General features: G+C 66.2%; 16 protein-coding genes. 10 read left to right on the top strand and 6 right to left on the bottom strand.

What is annotated here, in order from left to right; genetic code table 11:
- Window positions 1–22 precede the first annotated feature (22 nt).
- The 10 genes from AC5Y7E_RS19960 to AC5Y7E_RS19915 all read left to right on the top strand — a co-directional run bounded on the left by AC5Y7E_RS19960 (window position 23) and on the right by AC5Y7E_RS19915 (window position 10,857).
- Window positions 23–2,215 (top strand): adenylate/guanylate cyclase domain-containing protein, encoded by a 2,193-nt coding sequence (locus AC5Y7E_RS19960; RefSeq protein WP_499950484.1) that lies wholly within the window; start codon window positions 23–25, stop codon window positions 2,213–2,215.
- A complete protein-coding gene (locus tag AC5Y7E_RS19955) occupies window positions 2,215–3,618 on the top strand; it encodes a mechanosensitive ion channel domain-containing protein (RefSeq protein WP_499950483.1) in 1,404 nt (467 codons plus the stop codon). Before AC5Y7E_RS19960 ends, AC5Y7E_RS19955 begins: the two co-directional genes overlap by 1 nt.
- 106 nt (window positions 3,619–3,724) lie before the next feature.
- Window positions 3,725–4,984, top strand: a complete 1,260-nt coding sequence (locus tag AC5Y7E_RS19950; protein WP_499950482.1) for a glutamate-5-semialdehyde dehydrogenase — start codon at window positions 3,725–3,727, stop codon at window positions 4,982–4,984.
- A 36-nt stretch (window positions 4,985–5,020) separates the two neighbouring features.
- Window positions 5,021–5,896, top strand: coding sequence for an AAA family ATPase (locus tag AC5Y7E_RS19945; RefSeq protein ID WP_067129062.1), 876 nt, complete (start codon window positions 5,021–5,023; stop codon window positions 5,894–5,896).
- 8 nt (window positions 5,897–5,904) lie between these two features.
- Window positions 5,905–7,353 carry a vWA domain-containing protein gene (locus AC5Y7E_RS19940; RefSeq protein ID WP_499950481.1) on the top strand — a complete coding sequence of 483 codons (1,449 nt, stop codon included), beginning with the start codon at window positions 5,905–5,907 and terminating at the stop codon, window positions 7,351–7,353.
- Between the two features lie 200 nt (window positions 7,354–7,553).
- Entirely contained in the window at window positions 7,554–8,222 is a 669-nt protein-coding gene (gene nadD, locus AC5Y7E_RS19935) for a nicotinate-nucleotide adenylyltransferase (protein ID WP_499950480.1), read from the top strand.
- Window positions 8,219–8,614 carry a ribosome silencing factor gene (gene rsfS, locus AC5Y7E_RS19930; RefSeq protein ID WP_499915407.1) on the top strand — a complete coding sequence of 132 codons (396 nt, stop codon included), beginning with the start codon at window positions 8,219–8,221 and terminating at the stop codon, window positions 8,612–8,614. The genes nadD and rsfS overlap by 4 nt, the downstream gene beginning before the upstream one ends.
- Window positions 8,611–9,285: a glucosyl-3-phosphoglycerate phosphatase gene (gpgP, locus tag AC5Y7E_RS19925; protein WP_499915409.1), complete on the top strand. Its 675-nt coding sequence runs from the start codon at window positions 8,611–8,613 to the stop codon at window positions 9,283–9,285. Before rsfS ends, gpgP begins: the two co-directional genes overlap by 4 nt.
- Window positions 9,275–10,018 carry a diglucosylglycerate octanoyltransferase gene (gene octT / locus AC5Y7E_RS19920; RefSeq protein WP_499950479.1) on the top strand — a complete coding sequence of 248 codons (744 nt, stop codon included), beginning with the start codon at window positions 9,275–9,277 and terminating at the stop codon, window positions 10,016–10,018. The genes gpgP and octT overlap by 11 nt, the downstream gene beginning before the upstream one ends.
- A gap of 5 nt (window positions 10,019–10,023) precedes the next feature.
- A complete protein-coding gene (locus tag AC5Y7E_RS19915) occupies window positions 10,024–10,857 on the top strand; it encodes a DegV family protein (protein WP_499950478.1) in 834 nt (277 codons plus the stop codon).
- Here the strand turns inward: AC5Y7E_RS19915 and AC5Y7E_RS19910 are convergent.
- The 6 genes from AC5Y7E_RS19910 to AC5Y7E_RS19885 all read right to left on the bottom strand — a co-directional run bounded on the left by AC5Y7E_RS19910 (window position 10,854) and on the right by AC5Y7E_RS19885 (window position 18,163).
- Window positions 10,854–13,754: an MMPL/RND family transporter gene (locus tag AC5Y7E_RS19910; RefSeq protein WP_499950477.1), complete on the bottom strand. Its 2,901-nt coding sequence runs from the start codon at window positions 13,752–13,754 to the stop codon at window positions 10,854–10,856. The genes AC5Y7E_RS19915 and AC5Y7E_RS19910 overlap by 4 nt on opposite strands.
- Window positions 13,751–14,179, bottom strand: a complete 429-nt coding sequence (locus tag AC5Y7E_RS19905; protein WP_499950511.1) for an MmpS family transport accessory protein — start codon at window positions 14,177–14,179, stop codon at window positions 13,751–13,753. The genes AC5Y7E_RS19910 and AC5Y7E_RS19905 overlap by 4 nt, the downstream gene beginning before the upstream one ends.
- 178 nt (window positions 14,180–14,357) lie before the next feature.
- Window positions 14,358–15,416 (bottom strand): NAD(P)H-dependent amine dehydrogenase family protein, encoded by a 1,059-nt coding sequence (locus AC5Y7E_RS19900; protein WP_499950476.1) that lies wholly within the window; start codon window positions 15,414–15,416, stop codon window positions 14,358–14,360.
- A gap of 25 nt (window positions 15,417–15,441) precedes the next feature.
- Entirely contained in the window at window positions 15,442–15,885 is a 444-nt protein-coding gene (locus tag AC5Y7E_RS19895) for a PPOX class F420-dependent oxidoreductase (RefSeq protein ID WP_499950475.1), read from the bottom strand.
- A 3-nt stretch (window positions 15,886–15,888) separates the two neighbouring features.
- The gene (locus tag AC5Y7E_RS19890) at window positions 15,889–16,995 is read right to left on the bottom strand and encodes an acyl-CoA dehydrogenase family protein (RefSeq protein WP_499950474.1); all 1,107 of its coding nucleotides are present in this window, start codon (window positions 16,993–16,995) and stop codon (window positions 15,889–15,891) included.
- Between the two features lie 7 nt (window positions 16,996–17,002).
- Window positions 17,003–18,163 carry an acyl-CoA dehydrogenase family protein gene (locus AC5Y7E_RS19885; protein WP_499950473.1) on the bottom strand — a complete coding sequence of 387 codons (1,161 nt, stop codon included), beginning with the start codon at window positions 18,161–18,163 and terminating at the stop codon, window positions 17,003–17,005.
- Between the last annotated feature and the right edge of the window lie 111 nt (window positions 18,164–18,274).

The raw sequence follows: 18,274 nt of genomic DNA, 5'->3' as shown, positions 1-18,274 counted from the left end.
ACCCAAGAAAAGGGGTAGGCGATTGACCACGAGCGAGCTCACAGGCGCTGAACCCCATATCGATCCAGAGCCGGCTCACCCGGCCGCCAAGCGCACGCGCCGAAGCGCCCTGACCCGATTCCGGTTCGGCATCCAGTCCAAAATTCTGATCACCATGCTGCTGTCGAGCATCCTGGGGGTGGCGGTGATCGGCGCCATTGGGGCGGCGTCCGGGCGCAACGCGCTGCGCCAGGTCGAATCCGAACGCCTGATCGAGATGCGCGAATCCCAGAAGCGAGCTGTGCAAGCGCTGTTTCGTGAGGTGTCGAATTCGCTGATCATCTGGAGTGGCGGGTTCGGCATCAACCAGGCGACGACGGCCCTCACGGCGGACTTCGCTCAACTGAACAATGCGACGATCTCACCCGCCCAACAACAGTCGCTGGTCGATTACTACGACAACGACATGATCAAACCGATCAAGCAGATCACCGGGGACACCATCGACATCAGGGCCGTCCTGCCAAGTTCCAACGCGCAGAAGTACATTCAGGCCTATTACACCGCCCCGCCCCGGGCGAACCCCGATGCGTTGCCCGTCCTGGACGCCGGCGACGGCAGCGCCTGGTCGGCGTCCAACGCGCGCTTCGACTTCTACATGCGCGGCATCGTCAACCGGTTCGACTATCGCGACGCGCTGTTGTTGGACATGCAGGGCAATGTCGTCTACAGCGTGCGCAAGGGTCCCGACCTCGGAACAAACATTTTGACCGGCCCGTATCGCGAATCGAAACTGCGGGAGGCATACCAGAAGGCCTTGGCCTCCAACGACGTCGACTTCGTCTGGATCACCGACTTCCAGCAGTATCAGCCGGCACTGGATACGCCCACGGCGTGGGTGGTGTCACCGATCGGCATGAATGGCAGGTTCGAGGGAGTGATGGCGCTGCCGGTGCCGGTCGCGAAGATCAACAAGATCATGACCGCCGACAAGCACTGGGACGCGGGCGGAATGGGACCGGCGACCGAAACGTACCTGGCCGGTCCCGATTACCTGATGCGGTCCGATTCAAGGGATTTCATCGAGGACCCGAAGGATTACCGGCGTTCGGCGATCGACGCCGGCACGCCCCCCGACGTGGTCGACCGCGCGATCCGGCTGGGCACCACCACCCTGGTGCAGCCGGTCGATACCGCCGGTCTTCGCGCCGCCAAACGCGGCGAGACGGGCGTGGTCAGCGCGACCGACTACATGGGCAACAGGGAGCTGGAAGCCTATGCCCCGCTGGCCATCCCCAACTCCGACCTGCACTGGTCGATCCTCGCGACGCGTGACAACTCCGACGCATTCGCCCGCCTCGGCCGGTTCAGCAAGAAGATGGTGATCGCCGTCGCGGCGATGATCTTCGCCATCTGTGTGGCCTCGATGTTGGTAGCGCAGGCCGCGGTGCGACCGGTCCGGCGCCTCGAAGAGGGCACCCGCAAGATCAGCTCCGGGGACTACGAGATCAACATCCCGGTGAAACGACGCGACGAAATCGGTGATCTGACAGCGGCCTTCAACGAGATGAGCCGCAGTCTGGCAATCAAGGAAGAGCTGCTCAACGAGCAGCGCCGGGAAAACGACCGCGTGCTGCTGGCGTTGATGCCCGAATCGGTGTTGCGACGCTATCGTGATGGCGAGGAGACCATCGCCCAAAAACACCAGGATGTCGCCATCATCTATGCCGACATCGTCGGCCTGGACGAGATCTCGAGCGACCTGCCCGAAGACGAGTTGGTCGCCACCGTCGACGACCTCTTCCGACAATTCGATTCGGCCGCCGAAGCCCTTGGCGTCGAACGGATTCGCACGTTCCACAACGGCTATCTGGCTAGTTGCGGGGTGGTCACCCCCAGGCTGGACAGCATGCATCGCGCCGTCGACTTCGCGCTCGAAATCGGCCGCATCATCGACCGATTCAACACCCAATCGGCGCACCAGCTGGGCCTGCGGGTAGGTGTCAACACCGGCAACGCGGTGAGTGGGCTGGTCGGCCGCTCCAGCCTGGTCTACGACATGTGGGGCGGAGCGGTCAGTTTGGCCTATCAAATGCACAGCGGCGCACCGCAGCCCGGCGTCTATGTCAGCTCGCAGGTGTACGAGGCGATGCGGGACGTCCGGCACTTCACGCCCGCCGGCACCATCTCCGTCGGGGGCGCCGATCAGGCCATCTACCGGTTGCAGGAGCGTTGATGAACCTGTTCAACTCGACGTGGTTCTACTGGGCGATCGGCATCGCGGTCGGGCTGCCCCTCGGGTTGATCGCGCTCACCGAGCTGCACGACGCGCTGCTGCGCAGGAACAGCCCGCTGGCCCGGCAGGTCGGCCTGCTGCGCAACTATGTGCTGCCGCTCGGTGCGCTGTTGCTGTTGCTGGTTCAGGCCTCGCAGATTCCGGCCGGCGACGTTCCGGTGCGTGTCCTCACCACGGTTTTCGGCCTGCTGGCGCTGGTGCTCGTGCTGTCCGGTTTCAACGCGGCGATGTTCGAGGGCGCACCCGAAAACAGCTGGCGCAAAAGGCTGCCCACCATCTTTCTGGACTGCGCCCGGTTGGCCGTCATCGGTGTCGGTCTGGCGGTGATGTCGTCCTACATCTGGGGTGTGCGCATCGGCGGTATATTCACCGCGCTGGGCGTCACGTCGGTCGTCATCGGTCTGATGCTGCAGAACTCTGTCGGCCAGATCGTGTCGGGCCTTTTCATGTTGTTCGAGCAGCCGTTCCGCATCGATGAATGGCTGGACACGGGCGCGGTCCGCGGCCGCGTGGTCGAGGTGAACTGGCGCGCCGTGCACATCGACACCGGCAGCGGCATTCGGGTCACGCCGAACTCGGTGCTGGCCAGCAACGCGTTCACGAACCTTTCTCGCCCTCCCGGCGCGCACAAGCTGTCGGTGACGACGACGTTCTCCAGTGCCGACCCGCCGGACCAGGTGTGTGCGCTGCTGTCCCGCATCGCCGAGCGGTTACCCCAGCTCAAGGCGGGCAGCGTGCCGCGGACTGTCCCGGTGGGCGCGGCCGAGTACCGCACCACCATCGGTTTGACCTCACCAGCGGACGACGGCGCCGCCAAGGCCACCTTCCTGCGCTGGGCCTGGTATGCGACGCGGCGGGAAGGCCTGCACCTCGATGACGCCGACGACGACTTCTCCACCGCCGAACGTGTAGAGCATGCGTTGCACACGGTCGTGGCGCCGGCGTTGCGGATCGGCGCCGAGGAGCAGCGATCGCTGCGGTCTGCCGCGAGGATCGTCCGCTACGGCGCCGACGAGGTGGTGGAGTACGCCGGCCAGGTCCCCACGACCATGACGTTCCTGGTCTCCGGGCGCGTGCAGTTGACCGCGACCGCCGACGACGGCTCGCTGGTGCCGATCAGCACGCTGGTCGAAGGATCGTTCCTGGGGCTGACCGCGCTGACCAGGCAACCGAACCTGGCCAGCGCGTACGCGCTCGAGGAGGTCACGGCTCTGGAGATCGATCGGGAACACGTTGAGCACCTCGTGACGCGTACGCCCTTGTTGCTGCAGAGCTTCGGCAACATCATCGAAGAGCGGCGCAGCAAGGTGCGCAGCGCGCGGCGCGGTGAGCGGGTGAGCTAGTGGCGATCGCGAGCGCGGCGGTGCCGGGCGATGCGGGTCGCCACCATTGGGGTAGTGGCGATCGGGTCGCCTCACCCGCGGTTTTGCCGCCCGATACCCTGGTTTGATGAGTCTGCAAGCACCATCGCTTCCTGACTTGCGCCAGGAGGTGCACAACGCGGCACGCCGCGCCCGCGTTGCCTCACGTGTCCTGGCATTGTTGCCGACGGTTGCCAAGGACCAGGCACTGCGATCCGCGGCCGACGCGATAGCCGCGCACAGCGATCTCATCCTGTCGGCCAATGCCGACGACCTCGACGCCGCCCGGGCCGCCGGCACGCCGTCCGCGATGCTCGACCGGTTGGCGTTGGACTCCAAACGCGTTGAGGCAATCGCCGCCGGCCTGCGCCAGGTCGCCGGCCTGCCCGACCCGGTCGGGGAGGTGTTGCGCGGTTACACGCTGCCCAACGGGTTGCAGTTGCGTCAGCAGCGGGTGCCGCTGGGCGTCGTCGGGATGATCTACGAGGGCCGGCCGAACGTGACCGTCGATGCCTTCGGGTTGGCGTTGAAGTCCGGCAACGCCGTACTGCTGCGCGGAAGTTCGTCGGCGACGCGGTCCAACCAGGCTCTGGTTCAGGTGCTGCGGGCTTCGCTGGTCAGCGAGGACCTGCCCGCCGATGCGGTGCAACTGCTTTCGGCCGATGACCGTTCCACGGTGACGCATCTGATCCAAGCCCGCGGCCTGGTCGACGTGGTGATTCCACGCGGCGGGGCGAGCCTGATCAACGCGGTGGTCCGCGACGCGCAGGTACCCGCCATCGAGACCGGCGTCGGCAACTGTCACGTCTACGTGCACGAAGGCGCCGACTTGGATGTGGCGGAGCGAATCCTGTTGAACTCCAAGACCCGTCGGCCGAGTGTCTGCAACGCCGCGGAGACGCTGCTCGTCGACGTGGCGATCGCCGAAGACGCGCTGCCCCGGCTGTTGACCGTCCTGCAAGACGCCGGCGTGACGGTGCACGGTGGATTCGCGAAGGATGCGCACGAGGACGATCTGCGTCGCGAGTACCTGTCGATGGACATCGCGGTGGCGGTGGTCGACGGCATCGACGCGGCGATCGCTCACATCAACGAGTACGGCACCGGGCACACCGAGGCCATCGTGACCACCAATATGGCTGCGGCGCAAAAGTTTACGGACGGTGTGGATGCGGCAGCGGTGATGGTGAACGCGTCCACGGCGTTCACCGACGGCGAGCAGTTCGGTTTCGGCGCCGAGATCGGCATCTCTACCCAGAAACTGCATGCCCGCGGTCCGATGGGCCTGCCCGAGTTGACCTCGACCAAATGGATTGTGTGGGGAGACGGACAAACTCGTCCGGCCTGATACCCGCGTGGCGAAAGCGTTTTAGGAGAACCGATTGTGAGTGTGCCCGCCCGGTCCAAGCCGTTGTTCGACGACATCGACGACGTGTCGCGGCGGCTGGCCGAGACCGGCTACCTGCCAGACACCGCGACCGCGACGGCCGTGTTCCTGGCCGACCGGCTCGGTAAGCCGTTGTTGGTGGAAGGTCCGGCCGGCGTCGGCAAGACCGAACTCGCCCGCGCCGTCGCGCAAGCCACCGGCTCGGGACTGGTGCGCCTGCAGTGCTACGAGGGCGTCGACGAGGCTCGCGCGCTCTACGAGTGGAACCACGCCAAGCAGATCCTGCGCATCCAGGCCGGTTCCGGGGACTGGGATCAGACCAAGGACGACGTCTTCAGCGAGGAATTCCTGCTGCAGCGCCCGTTGCTGACCGCCATCCGGCGCACCGAGCCGACCGTGCTGCTCATCGACGAGACGGACAAGGCCGATATCGAGATCGAGGGCCTGTTGCTGGAGGTGCTGTCCGACTTCGCGGTGACCGTCCCGGAACTGGGCACCATCACCGCCGAGCGGACGCCGCTGGTGGTGTTGACCTCCAACGCCACCCGCGAGCTCTCCGAGGCGCTCAAGCGTCGCTGCCTGTACTTACACATCGACTTTCCCAGTCCCGACCTGGAACGCCGCATCCTGTTGTCCCGGGTCCCCGAGCTGCCCGCGCATCTGGCCGAGGAGCTCGTTCGCATCATCGGCGTGCTGCGCGGGATGCAACTCAAGAAAGTTCCGTCCATCGCCGAAACCATCGACTGGGGCCGCACGCTGCTCGCGCTGGGCCTGGACACCATTGACGACGCGGTCGTCGCGGCCACGCTCGGCGTTGTGCTCAAACACCAATCCGACCAGCAGCGCGCGACCGGCGAGCTGCGGCTGAACTAGGACGACTGATGGCCACCCGCCGCACCCGCCCCTCCCGGCCGCTCGCCCCGCACGGGCTGCCCGGTCACTTGGTGGGATTCGTGGAAGCGCTTCGCGGGGCCGGGATTTCGGTCGGGCCGTCGGAGACGGTGGATGCGGGCCGGGTGATGGCGACGCTGGGCCTGGGTGACCGGAAGGTGCTGCGGGAGGGCTTGGCGTGCGCGGTGTTGCGCCGGTCCGATCACCGCGAGACCTATGACGCCATGTTCGACCTGTGGTTCCCGGCGGCGCTGGGCGCACGCGCGGTGGTCACCGACGACGAGGCCAACGAATCGCCCGACGACAACGCGCTGCCGCCCGACGATGTCGAGGCGATGCGCCAAATGCTGGTGGACCTGCTGACCGAGAACCCCGATCTCGCCGACATGGACGAGCGCCTGGTCGCGATGATCGCCCGGATCGTTGAGGCCTACGGCAAATACAGCTCCAGTCGCGGCCCGTCGTTCTCGTCGTATCAGGCGCTCAAGGCGATGGCGCTGGACGAGCTCGAGGGCAAGCTGCTGGCGGGGCTGCTCGCCTCGTACGGCGACGAGCCCACTCCCAGCCAGGAGGAGATCGCCAAAGCGCTTGCCGCGCAGCGCATCACCCAATTGCGCAAGATGGTCGATTCCGAGACCAAACGGCGCACGGCGGAGCAGCTGGGTCGCGATCACGTCCAGATGTACGGCATTCCACAGCTTTCCGAGAACGTGGAATTCCTGCGCGCTTCCGGTGAGCAGCTGCGCCAGATGCGCCGGGTGGTCGCTCCGCTGGCCCGAACTCTGGCGACCCGGCTGGCGGCCCGCCGGCGACGCGCCCGGGCCGGGTCGATCGATATGCGCAAGACGTTGCGCAAGTCGATGTCCACCGGCGGGGTTCCGATCGACGTGGTGCTGGCCAAGCCTCGTCCGGCACGGCCGGAGCTGGTGGTGCTGTGCGACGTGTCCGGCTCGGTCGCCGGGTTCAGCCACTTCACCCTGCTCCTGGTACATGCTCTGCGCCAACAATTCTCGCGTGTTCGCGTGTTCGCCTTCATCGACACCACCGACGAGGTGACCCACATGTTCGGCCCGGAAGCCGACTTGGCCGTGGCCATTCAGCGGATCACCCGGGAGTCGGGCGTTTACAGTCGCGACGGCCATTCCGATTACGGCAACGCGTTCGCCTCGTTCATTCAGGCGTTCCCCAATGTGCTGTCACCGCGTACCTCGCTGCTGGTGCTCGGGGACGGCCGCACCAATTACCGCAACCCGGAGACCGAGCTGCTGTCGCACATGGTGACCGCCAGCAGGCATGCCCACTGGCTGAACCCCGAGCCCAAGCACCTCTGGGGCAGCGGCGACTCGGCGGTGCCGCGCTATCAAGACGTCATCCCGATGCACGAGTGCAGGTCGGCCAAGCAGCTGGCCGCGGTGATCGACCAGCTGCTGCCGGTGTAGGCGCGGGCGTCCTGTCGTTAACCGCTCCCGGAGCCCCTTCGCGTCGCCCAGCGTCACGCCAGCGTGACCGCGAGAGCCCAGCGTCACACCAGCGTGACGCACGCAGCGGGCGTTGCGCTCACGCCCGGGGCTGGTGTGGCGCATGTGACCAACGCCTGGGAAATCCGGCCGTAACGCCGGCTCAAGTAAGCTGGCAAATCGTGCAAAAGCAGCTTCGCAGGCTAGGGGTGATGGGTGGGACGTTCGACCCCATCCATTACGGCCACCTGGTTGCCGCGAGTGAGGTCGCCGACCTGTTCGACCTCGACCAAGTGGTGTTCGTGCCCAGCGGGCAGCCGTGGCAGAAGGAGCGGCACGTTTCTGCTGCCGAGGACCGCTACCTGATGACGGTGATCGCCACGGCGTCCAATCCCCGCTTCTCGGTCAGCCGGGTCGACATCGACCGCGCCGGGCCCACCTACACCAAGGACACTCTGCGCGATCTGCACGCCCTCAACCCGGACTCCGAGCTGTACTTCATCACGGGGGCGGACGCGCTGGCCTCGATCCTGTCGTGGCAGGGCTGGGAGACGGCGTTCGAGCTGGCGCGCTTCGTCGGGGTCAGCCGGCCCGGCTACGAGCTGCGGCGCGAACACATCACCGGGGTGCTGGGCGAGCTGCCGGACCATGCGCTGACCCTGGTGGAGATCCCGGCGCTGGCCATCTCTTCGACCGATTGCCGTCGCCGCGCCGCCCAGCGGCGGCCGCTGTGGTACCTGATGCCCGACGGCGTCGTGCAGTACGTCTCCAAACGCCGGCTCTACCGCGACGACGACGGGCCGCCGGTGGTCGTGAACGAAAGTCGCCTGCACACAGGGGAACACCCATGAGCGCCACCGACGAGGCCATCGACATGGCGACGGTCGCCGCCGGCGCCGCCGCCGCGAAGCTGGCCGACGACGTCGTCGTCATCGACGTCTCCGCCCAGCTCGCCATCACGGACTGCTTCGTGATCGCCTCGGCGTCCAACGAGCGGCAGGTCAACGCCATCGTCGACGAGGTCGAGGAGAAGATGCGCAAGGCCGGTTACAAGCCGGCCCGTCGCGAGGGCACCCGGGAAGGCCGCTGGACGCTGCTGGACTATCGCGACATCGTCGTACACATCCAGCACCAGGAAGACCGTGACTTCTATGCCCTGGACCGGTTGTGGAGCGACTGCCCGGTGGTGCCGGTAGACCTGGACGAGGGCCGTGACGACTCCGAAGAGCCGGGCGCGCAATGAGGATACGTCGTCTGATCATGTTGCGGCACGGGCAAACCGAGTTCAACGCCGGCAGCCGGATGCAGGGCCAGCTGGATTCCGAACTCAGCGAACTCGGGCGGGCACAGGCGGTTGCGGCCGCCGAGGTGCTGGGCAAGCTGCAGCCGTTGCTGATCGCATCGTCGGACCTGCATCGCGCCTATGACACCGCGCTCAGGCTGGGTGAGGTGACCGGCGTGCCGATCCGGGTGGACCAGCGGTTGCGGGAAACGCATCTCGGCGACTGGCAGGGGATGACCCACACCGAGGTCGACGCGCAGGCCCCCGGTGCGCGGCTGGCCTGGCGCGAAGACGCCACCTGGGCGCCGCACGGCGGCGAGAGCAGGGTCGACGTCGCGGCGCGCAGCGTGCCGTTGGTCGCCGAACTGGTTGCCGGCGAGCGGGAATGGGGTGATCCCGACGGGCCGGATCGCCCGGTGGTGCTGGTGGCCCACGGCGGTCTGATCGCCGCGCTGTCGGCCGCGCTGCTGAAGCTTCCGGTCGCCAACTGGCCGATTCTGGGCGGCATGGGCAATGCCAGCTGGGTGCAACTTTCCGGGCACAACGACGATCCCGCCGACGAATTCGACAGCATCCGTTGGCGTCTCGATGTGTGGAACGCTTCGGCGCAGGTGTCCAACGATGTCCTGTGAGCAGCGGCCGAAGCCCACACTGCTGATTTTCGCCGACTCGTTGGCCTATTACGGGCCCACCGGGGGCCTTCCCGCAGACGATCCCCGCATTTGGCCGAACATTGTCGCGGCACAACTTGGTTGGGATGTCGAGTTGATTGGTCGCATCGGTTGGACGTGCCGCGACATCTGGTGGGCGGCGACCCAGGACCCGCGAGCCTGGGCGGCACTTCCGCGGGCCGGCGCGGTCATCTTCGCCACCGGCGGCATGGATTCGCTGCCGTCGGTGCTGCCCACCGCGCTGCGCGAGCTGATCCGCTACGTGCGGCCACCCTGGCTGCGGCGCTGGGTACGTGACGGCTATGGCTGGCTGCAACCCAGGCTCTCGCCGATCGCCAGGCCGGCGCTGCCTCCGCACCTGAGTGCTGATTATCTCGAACAGACCCGTGGCGCAATCGATTTCAACCGACCCGGTATCCCGATCGTGGCCTCGCTGCCGTCGGTGCATATCGCCGACACCTACGGCCGCGCCCACCACGGACGTGCGGGGACGGTGGCCGCCATCACCGAATGGGCGCAAAACCACGAGGTGCCCTTGGTCGATCTCAAAGCCGCTGTCGCCGAGCAGATTATGAGTGGCCGGGGAAACCCCGACGGCATTCACTGGAATTTCGAGGCTCACCAGGCGGTCGCGGAGTTGATGCTCAAGGCGCTGGCCGAAGCCGGGATACCCAACGAGAAACCCCGCGGGTAGCGCTCGTGACTGTCGTGGTGGTGACCGACTCGTCGGCGCGCGTGCCGGCCGAGCTGCTCGAGAAGTGGGGGATACGCGTCGTTCCGCTGCACATCCTGCTCGACGGCAATGACCTGCGCGATGGTGTCGACGACGTTCCCGGCGACATCCACAAGCTGGCGGCCACGACCGCGGCCGCCACTCCGGCCGAACTGGCCGACGTATACCAGCAGGCACTGGCCGACAGCGGTGCGGACGGGGTGGTGGCCGTCCACATTTCCGCTGCGCTGTCGGGCACCTGCCGGGCCGCCGAACGCACGGCCGCCGATCTCGATCCGAACGTGTGCGTCGTCGACTCCAAGTCAGCCGCGATGGGCACCGGTTTCGTCGCTTTGGCCGCGGCGCGGGCCGCGGCCGACGGTGGCGACGTCGAGACCGTCGCGGCCGCGGCGCGCGCGGCCGTGGACCGCGGACATGCGTTCATCGTGGTGCACCGGCTGGACAACCTGCGCCGCAGCGGACGCATCGGCGGGGCGAAGGCCTGGCTGGGCACCGCGCTTGCGCTCAAGCCCCTGTTGCGTATCGATGACGGCAAACTCGTTCTGGCCCAACGGGTCCGCACGGTGAGCCATGCAACGGAGACGATGATCGACCGCGTCTGTCAGGTCGTCGGGCAGCATGCCGCCGCATTGGCGGTGCACCATGTCAACAATCCGGACGGCGCACGAGAGGTGGCGACGGCGCTGGGCGAACGGCTGCCGGCGTGCGAGCCGGCCATCATCACCGAACTTGGGCCGGTGCTCGCGTTGCATGTCGGCGCGGGCGCCGTCGCGGTGAGCCTAAGCCTCCCAGCGGATTAGGCGCTCACCGGCCGTCGCGCGTTGTCACCCCGCGGGTGCACGACTTGCGGCCACCAGAACCACCGTCCGAGCAGAGTGGCGATCGAGGGCATCAGCAACGTGCGCACGATCAGCGTGTCGAGCAGCAGGCCGATGCACACGGTCGACCCGAACTGACCGAGCACGCGCAGATCGCTGCCCAGCATGGACGCCATGGTGAAGGCGAACACCAGACCCGCGGCCGTCACCACACCACCCGTGCCGGCCATCGATCGGATGATCCCCGTCTTGAGTCCCCGATGGATCTCTTCACGGAACCGGGAGACCAGTAGCAGGTTGTAGTCCGACCCGACGGCCAGCAGGATGATGACCGACAGCGCCATCACGATCCAGTGGATCCGGATGCCGAACAAGTCCTGCCAAATCAACACGGACAGACCGAACGACGCTGCGATCGAGCTGGCCGCCGTGCCGACGATCACCAGCGCGGCCACCACACTTCGAGTCAGCAGCAGCATGATCATGAAGATCAGGGTCAGGGCCGACACCACCGCGATCATCAGGTCGTACTTCTCGCCGTCGGCCATGTCCTTGAAGGTTGCGGCGGTGCCGCCGAGATAGACCCTGGCATCCGACAGCGAGGACTGCTTCAACCCCTCCTGCGCGGCGGTGCGTTCGGCGTCGACCCGCGCGATGCCTTCCGGAGACATCGGGTCGCCCTGATGGGTGATGAAGAACCGCGCCGACTTGCCGTCCGGCGACAGGAACATGCGAAGACCCGTCTGGAAGTCCGGGTTGTCAAACGCTTCTGGCGGCAGGTAGAAGAAGTCGTCGTTCTTGGAGTTGTCGAAGCTTTGCCCCATCACGATGGCGGTGTTGCTCATCGCCTCCATCTGGTTGATCATCGCCTGGAACGTCTGGTAGAGCGTCAGCGTGATGCCCCTGGTGTTCTTCAGCGTGTTGATCAGTATGGGAAACAGCGCATTCAGGTCGTGTGTGGCCTTGGCGGTGTGCGCGATATCGGTGGTGAGGTAGTGGAACTGCTCGGCGAGCTGGTCGAACCCGTCGAACGTGTCGAAGAGGGACCGCAGCCCGATGCACAACGGAATGTCGTAGCAGTGCTTCTCCCAGTAGAAGTACGTGCGCACCGGCCGGAAGGTGTCGTCGAAATCCGCGATGTGGTCGCGCAGGGTGTCGGTGATCTGCGACGTCACCGCCGTGGTCTTCGCGCTGTCGTCGGCGGCGCCCGCCAGGTCTAGCGACACCTCGTACTGGCGCTGCGTGGTGTCGATCTGGGTTTGCAGGTCGTCGGCCATCTTCAGGATGTCGTTCATCCGCTCCTTGAGGAAGCCCATGTTCTGCATCGTGGTCTGGCTTTGGACGCTGTTCTGGAACGGAATCGAGCTGTGCTGGATCGGAATGCCCAGTGGCCGCGTGATGTCCTGGACCATGGCAATGCCGAGGGTGCGCATCTCGTTTTTGGCCACCCGGTCCAACACCAGCATGTCCGCCGGGTTACGCATGTCGTGGTCAGATTCGACCATCAACAGGTCGGGGTTCATCCGTGCCTCGGAGAAATGCCGGTTCGCGGCCTCCTGTCCTTGGTTGGACGGGGCCGACAGCGGCAGGTAATGGCGGTCGTTGTAGCTCGTGTGGAAGCTCGGCAGGGCGATCATGCCGACCAGCACGATCGCTGCGCTGACCGCCAAAATCGGTGCGGGCCAACGCACGACGGCGGTGCCGACCCGACGCCACAGCCGACCGCGCTTGGCCTGCCGTTCGAAGAGGTGGAAGCGACTTCCGACGAAGACCACCGCCGGGCCCAGCGTGATGCCGGCCAGCACGACCACCAGCATGCCGATCGCCACGGGCGCGCCCATGGTGTTGAACCACGGCAACCGCGAAAAACTCAGGCAATAGGTCGCGCCCGCAATCGTCAGGCCCGATCCCAAGACGACCGGGGCGACGCCCTTGAATGTGGTGTAGTACGCAGTTTCTCGGTCCTCGCCCGCGGCCAACGCCTCCTGGTATCGGCCGACGAGGAAGATTCCGTAGTCGGTTCCCGCGGCGATCGCCAGCATGGTGAGGATGTTGGCGGCGAAGGTGGTGAGCCCGAATGCGTTGTGGTAGGCGAGAACCGCGACGACCCCGCGCGAACAGGCCAGCGCGACAAAGGTCATGAACAGCTGCACGAGCGTGGTGACGATCGACCGGTAGACCAACAGCAACATGATCGCGATGGCGCCCAGGGTGAACAGCGTGATCTTGGCCAGGCTGGCGTTACCGATGATGTGCATGTCGTCGGACAATGCCGCGGGACCGGTGACGTAGGCCTTGACGCCGGGCGGCGACTTGTTCTCGTCGATGACCTTGCGAACGGCGTCCACCGACTCGTTGGCCAGCGTCGTGCCCTGGTTACCGGCGAGGTTCACCTGTACATACGCGCTCTTGGCGTCGGCGCTCTGCGCGCCGGCGGCGGTGAGCCGGTCGCCCCAGAAGTCCTGAATGTGCTGAATGTGCTTGGGGTCCTGGCGGAGTTGCCGGATCAGCTTGTCGTAGTACTGGTGCGCGTCCGGGCCCAGCGGGTGCTGACCCTCCAGGACGATCATGACGGTGCTGTTGGAGTCGAACTCGTGGAAGTTGTGGCCCAGGCGCATCATCGCCTTCATCGACGGCGCGTCCAGCGGTGTCATCGGCGCCGAGTGCGCCTCGCCGACCTTCTCCAGGGTGGGAACGATGACGTTCACCAACACGGTGACGGCCACCCAGCCCAGAATGATCGGTATCGCGAAGATGCGGATCGCGTGGGGCAGGTAAGGCCGGTGGCCCCGTTCGGCCTTGGACAGGCGTCCAGTTTTGATCGGGCCGGTGTCGGCGGCGCTCAGGTCGCGCTCGGTCTTGCTGTTCACTTCGCTCATGCGGACTTCACCAGGCAGAAGGTCTGGGCGTTATGGCCGTCGGAGTTCTGGTTGTCGCGGACGATGCCGTCCACGGTGATCTTGCAGCTGATGGTGCTGCCGTCGCTCTGCGCCATGATGTTGGCGCTCACCGACGGCAGCGTGGTGGAGATCGTGGTCGACCACGGCAGCGGGGCGTTGTTGACCTGATGCGTGTTGGCGTTTTCGTCCCAGTAGTTGATGTTCGCGGTCGTACCCGGGGAGCCGGAGATTTCGTAAACGACGACCTTCGGGTTGAACTGCACGATGTCGATTCCCTTGCCGGCGTTCGCGTTGAGATCTTCCGAACCGAAGATCCTGTGCAGCCGCGACACGATCAGCGCCGAGGTCGCCAGAACGACCACCAGCACCAGCGGGATCCACCCGTGTTTGAGCGCGCGGGTCAAGAGGCCGGGGCGGGAATCTGAGTCTGGACTAGTCACCACCTGACCGCCTTCCGCAAAGCTCACCAACCGTCGCCGACGACACCACTGTCAACGGAACATTTGCTCAGTTAGGGATACTAACCTTAGTGCACGCAAGCGTTCCTCCCGGGGCCGCCTGTTGTGGCGAACGGCATAGCCGCTAGGGGGCCAGCCGGCCGGTGACCGGAGGCAAATCCGCCAGCGTCACGATCCCGGCCGGGGCGGCCACCACCGCCGGGACGGCATTGGTGACCGGCATGGCGGTGTAGATCATTCCCAGTCCCATGAACCCGGGCTCCGTCCAATCCTTGGGCGGCAGGCAGTGCAACACGGTCCGCATGTTGGGCAACCCGAAGACCTGAATGACGTGGCCGTGCTCGAGTGGCTTGGGCGGGACGACGTGGCTGCCCATGGTCCAGTTGAATCCGACGCTGACGACGTTGCGGTCGCCGACCCAGCCGCGGTGGTATCCGTAGACGCTGCCGACCGTTCCGGCGGGGATCTTCATGAAGCCCAGATCGGAGTCACCGGTGGCCGCGGTGAAGGTGACGTCGAAGGTCATCTTGTCCAGCTTCGCGCCGATCGCGTCGGCCATCATCGCGGCCGATTCCGCGAAGACCTCGCTTTCCCGCCGCACGTTTTCGGCCAGCCCAGGGGTATCGGGATCTTGCGAAAAACCCATCGCCGTCTGGGTTTCCGCCGACTCGTAGGTCGAGCAGTCGACCGACTCGGTGATCCGGATCTCGTCGACGCGCTCGCACGAGGCGGACAGAACCATGCCCACCATATTCGTCATGCCCGGGTGCGCTCCGCTGCCGAAGATCGTCGAATTGCCCTTCTGGCAGGCATCCTCGATGCGTTTGTGGTCCTGCGGCGTCTGCTTGCCGCCGGTGATCCACGCGGCGCTGGTGCACACGTTGACTCCCGATTCCAGCAGCCGCACCAACTCGTCGATGTTGGGCCACAACGGGTTATAGCAACACGCGTCGGCGCCCAGGGCCAGCAGCGCGTCGATGTCGTTGGTCGCCCGTACCCCGGTCGGCTCCGGCCAGCCCGCCAGATCGGCGGCGTCGACGCCGACCTTGTCGGCGCCATGCGCATACACCCCGGCCAGTTCCAAGTCAGGCCGCCCGATGATGGCGTGCAGGGAACGGCGCCCGATGTTTCCCGTCGTCCACTGGATCACCCGCAGCGGACGGTCCTTGCTTGCCTTGCTCATCGCGGCTCCTTTGCCGTGGGGCGAACTAGTTGCTGATGTCGAATCCCGCGTTGACCTTGGTCGGGCGCACCCGCACCACTAATTCACCGGGAACGGCGTTGCGACGGCCGAATTCTTCGGCGCGGTCGGCACCCATGTAGCGGCGCCCCGTGCGGGTGGCGATGTCCAGCACGTCCTGCACGTCCTCGCTGACCGCGGCCACGCCCTGAACCTGGACGAACGAGTACGGCGGGTGGGGGTCGTCAACGCAGATCACCACTCGCGAATCCCGAGCCAGAGCACGGCCTTTCGACGTGTCGCGCCCGGTGTTGAACGCCAGTTCAGCGCCGTCTTGCCCGATGTCGACCACGAACCACACCGGCGCGACCAGCGGCCGGCCGTCGGCGGCGACGTAGCCCAGCATCCCGGTGCGGGTGCCGGCCGATAGGAACTCGATGACCCTCTGGCTTAATTCCGCGCGCTCGGCCATGCCTTAAAGACGGGCCAAGTCGTAGTCGCCGACATGATCAATCAGGTTGTGCAGGTGCTCGCCCGAGGTGCCCAGGGTGTTTTCGATCGCGGTGAGCCGGGCGGCGTAGTGGCTGACCGGGTATTCCGCCGTCACCCCGATGCCGCCATGCATCTGGACCGACTCCTGCGCGATGTGCCGGCCCGAGCGACCGATCTGCAGTTTGGCCCGCGAGGCGATCAACGGGTCGAGCTTGCCGTCGGCGATCGACATGGCCGCGTACAGGGTCATGCTGCGCGCCATCTCCAGCGACACGTACATGTCCGCGGCGCGCTGTGTGAGCGCCTGGAACTTGTTGAGCGTGACGCCGAATTGCTTGCGGGTCTTGAGGTAATCGGTGGTCAGGCGCAGCGATTCCTCCATTGCCCCAAGCGCTTCGGCGCACAGCGCCGACTGAATGCGCACGACGGCGTCGCGGACGGCACCCGACACGTCGCCTGCTTCGCCGAGGGGTTCGGCGGCGGTGGAATCCAGGTCGATCTGGGCGCCGCGCTGTCCGTCGAACGTCCGGTACGGGTGCCTGGTCACCGATGCCGCATCGACCAGGAACAGCCCCGTGCCGCCGTTCGGCAAGCCGGCACTGACCACCAAGGTGTCGGCGCAGTCGCCGGCTAGGACCGGGTTCTTGCGACCGGTCAGCGTCCACGAATCCCCTTGCTGCGCAGCCTTGGTGCTCACCTCGGCGGACGGCTTGCGCTGGCCCGGCTCGAGGTGGGCGAACGCCAGCAGCCGCTGTCCGCCAGCGACCTCCTCGAGCAGTTGCTTCTGCTCAGCGCTGCCCCGCTCGGCGATCAGCGCACCGGGCCCCAGCGCGGCATGCAGCACCGGTTCGGGGGCCAGTCGGCGCCCGATTTCGTGAAGCACCACCATGATCTCGATCTGGCCGGACTCCTCGGGCTCGAAGCCGAGACCCAGAATGCCGGTGTCGGCGAGCTGATTCCACACCTCGCGGCTCCAGCCGAGATCGGAGCCGATGATCTTGTTGCGGCTTTCCGGGTCATAGGTGCGCGACAACAGGTCGCGGGTGGTGTCGCGGAGCAGGGCTTGCTCGTCGCTCAACTGAAAGTCCATGGCTGCCTCACAATCCCAGAATCGTCGACGCGATGATGTTGCGCTGCACCTCGCTGCTACCGCCGTAGATCGACGTCTTGCGATAGTTGAGGTAGTGCGGCGCACTGTGTTGCGCCCAGGGCGGCGACGAAATGTCTTCGCCGTCGGCCGGCAGCGCATCCGGCCCGGCCACCTCGACGAGCAGTTCGGTGGCGACCTGCTGAAGTTGGCTGCCGCGCAGCTTGAGCACCGACGAGGCGGGGTTGGGCTGTCCGTCCGCGGAGTCCGTGACCACTCGCGACTGCGTGAGTTCCAGTGCCAGCAGCTCGTTTTCGGCCTCGGCCAGCCGCGCCGCGAACAGCGGGTCGTTGAGCACCCCGGTAGCCGTGGCGTGCTTCTTCACCTCGGCGAGGCGCACCTTGGTCCGCCCCACGCCGGCGATGCCGGTGCGCTCGTTGCCCAGCAGGAACTTGGCGTACGTCCAGCCCTGGTTCTCTTCTCCGACAAGCTGATTGGCGGGCACCCGGACGTCTTCGAAGAAGACCTCGTTGATCTCTTGTCCGCCGTCGATCGTTTTGATGGGCCGCAGGGTGATGCCCGGCGTATCCATGTCGAACAGCAGGAACGAAATGCCGGCCTGCCGCTTGGGCGCCTGCGGATCGGTGCGGACCAGGCAGAAGATCCAGTCCGCGTATTGGCCGAGCGTGGTCCAGGTCTTCTGGCCGTTGACGACGTAGCTGTCGCCGTCGCGGACCGCGGTGGTACGCAGGGACGCCAGGTCCGAGCCGGCCTCGGGCTCCGAAAAGCCCTGGCACCACCAGATGTCGAGGCTGGCCGTCGGGGGCAGGAAGCGTTGTTTGACCTCCTCCGAACCGAATTCGGCGATCACCGGGCCCACCATTTTGGTGTTGAAGTTCAGCGGCTCGGGCACGCACGCCAGCTGCATCTCGTCGGCCCAGATCTGGTGCTGGGTCGGCGTCCAGTCCTTGCCGCCCCACTCGACTGGCCAGTTCGGTACCGCCAAGCCGTGCTCGTGCAGGATCTTGTGGCTGGTGACGATGTCCTCGTGGATCACTGCCGCCGACCCCTGGCGCACCCGCTCGCGCAGCTCCTCGGGAATCTTGGTGGTGTAGATGTTGCGAAGCTCGTCGCGGAACGCGGCTTCCTCGGGTGTGAGCGCCAGTTGCATCGGCAGCCTCCTGTCGTTTCGGGTGAGGTGTGACCACGCAGCGCCCAGAGCTGCTTTCTGGCGATGCCGGTCGTTCGCTCGACTTCCATCTTGACCCATCCCTCGCGGACT

The sequence above is a fragment of the Mycobacterium sp. NGS17 genome (genome assembly GCF_059813205.1).
This window is presented reverse-complemented; position numbering and strand designations above follow the sequence as displayed.

Coding starts and splice junctions, on each gene's coding strand:
- AC5Y7E_RS19955 (WP_499950483.1), top strand. CDS start 2,215: ATGAACCTGTTCAACTCGACGTGGTTCTACTGGGCGATCGGCATCGCG.
- AC5Y7E_RS19890 (WP_499950474.1), bottom strand. CDS start 16,995: ATGGACTTTCAGTTGAGCGACGAGCAAGCCCTGCTCCGCGACACCACC.
- rsfS (WP_499915407.1), top strand. CDS start 8,219: ATGAGCGCCACCGACGAGGCCATCGACATGGCGACGGTCGCCGCCGGC.
- AC5Y7E_RS19895 (WP_499950475.1), bottom strand. CDS start 15,885: ATGGCCGAGCGCGCGGAATTAAGCCAGAGGGTCATCGAGTTCCTATCG.
- AC5Y7E_RS19950 (WP_499950482.1), top strand. CDS start 3,725: ATGAGTCTGCAAGCACCATCGCTTCCTGACTTGCGCCAGGAGGTGCAC.
- AC5Y7E_RS19910 (WP_499950477.1), bottom strand. CDS start 13,754: ATGAGCGAAGTGAACAGCAAGACCGAGCGCGACCTGAGCGCCGCCGAC.
- octT (WP_499950479.1), top strand. CDS start 9,275: ATGTCCTGTGAGCAGCGGCCGAAGCCCACACTGCTGATTTTCGCCGAC.
- AC5Y7E_RS19885 (WP_499950473.1), bottom strand. CDS start 18,163: ATGCAACTGGCGCTCACACCCGAGGAAGCCGCGTTCCGCGACGAGCTT.
- AC5Y7E_RS19940 (WP_499950481.1), top strand. CDS start 5,905: ATGGCCACCCGCCGCACCCGCCCCTCCCGGCCGCTCGCCCCGCACGGG.
- gpgP (WP_499915409.1), top strand. CDS start 8,611: ATGAGGATACGTCGTCTGATCATGTTGCGGCACGGGCAAACCGAGTTC.
- AC5Y7E_RS19900 (WP_499950476.1), bottom strand. CDS start 15,416: ATGAGCAAGGCAAGCAAGGACCGTCCGCTGCGGGTGATCCAGTGGACG.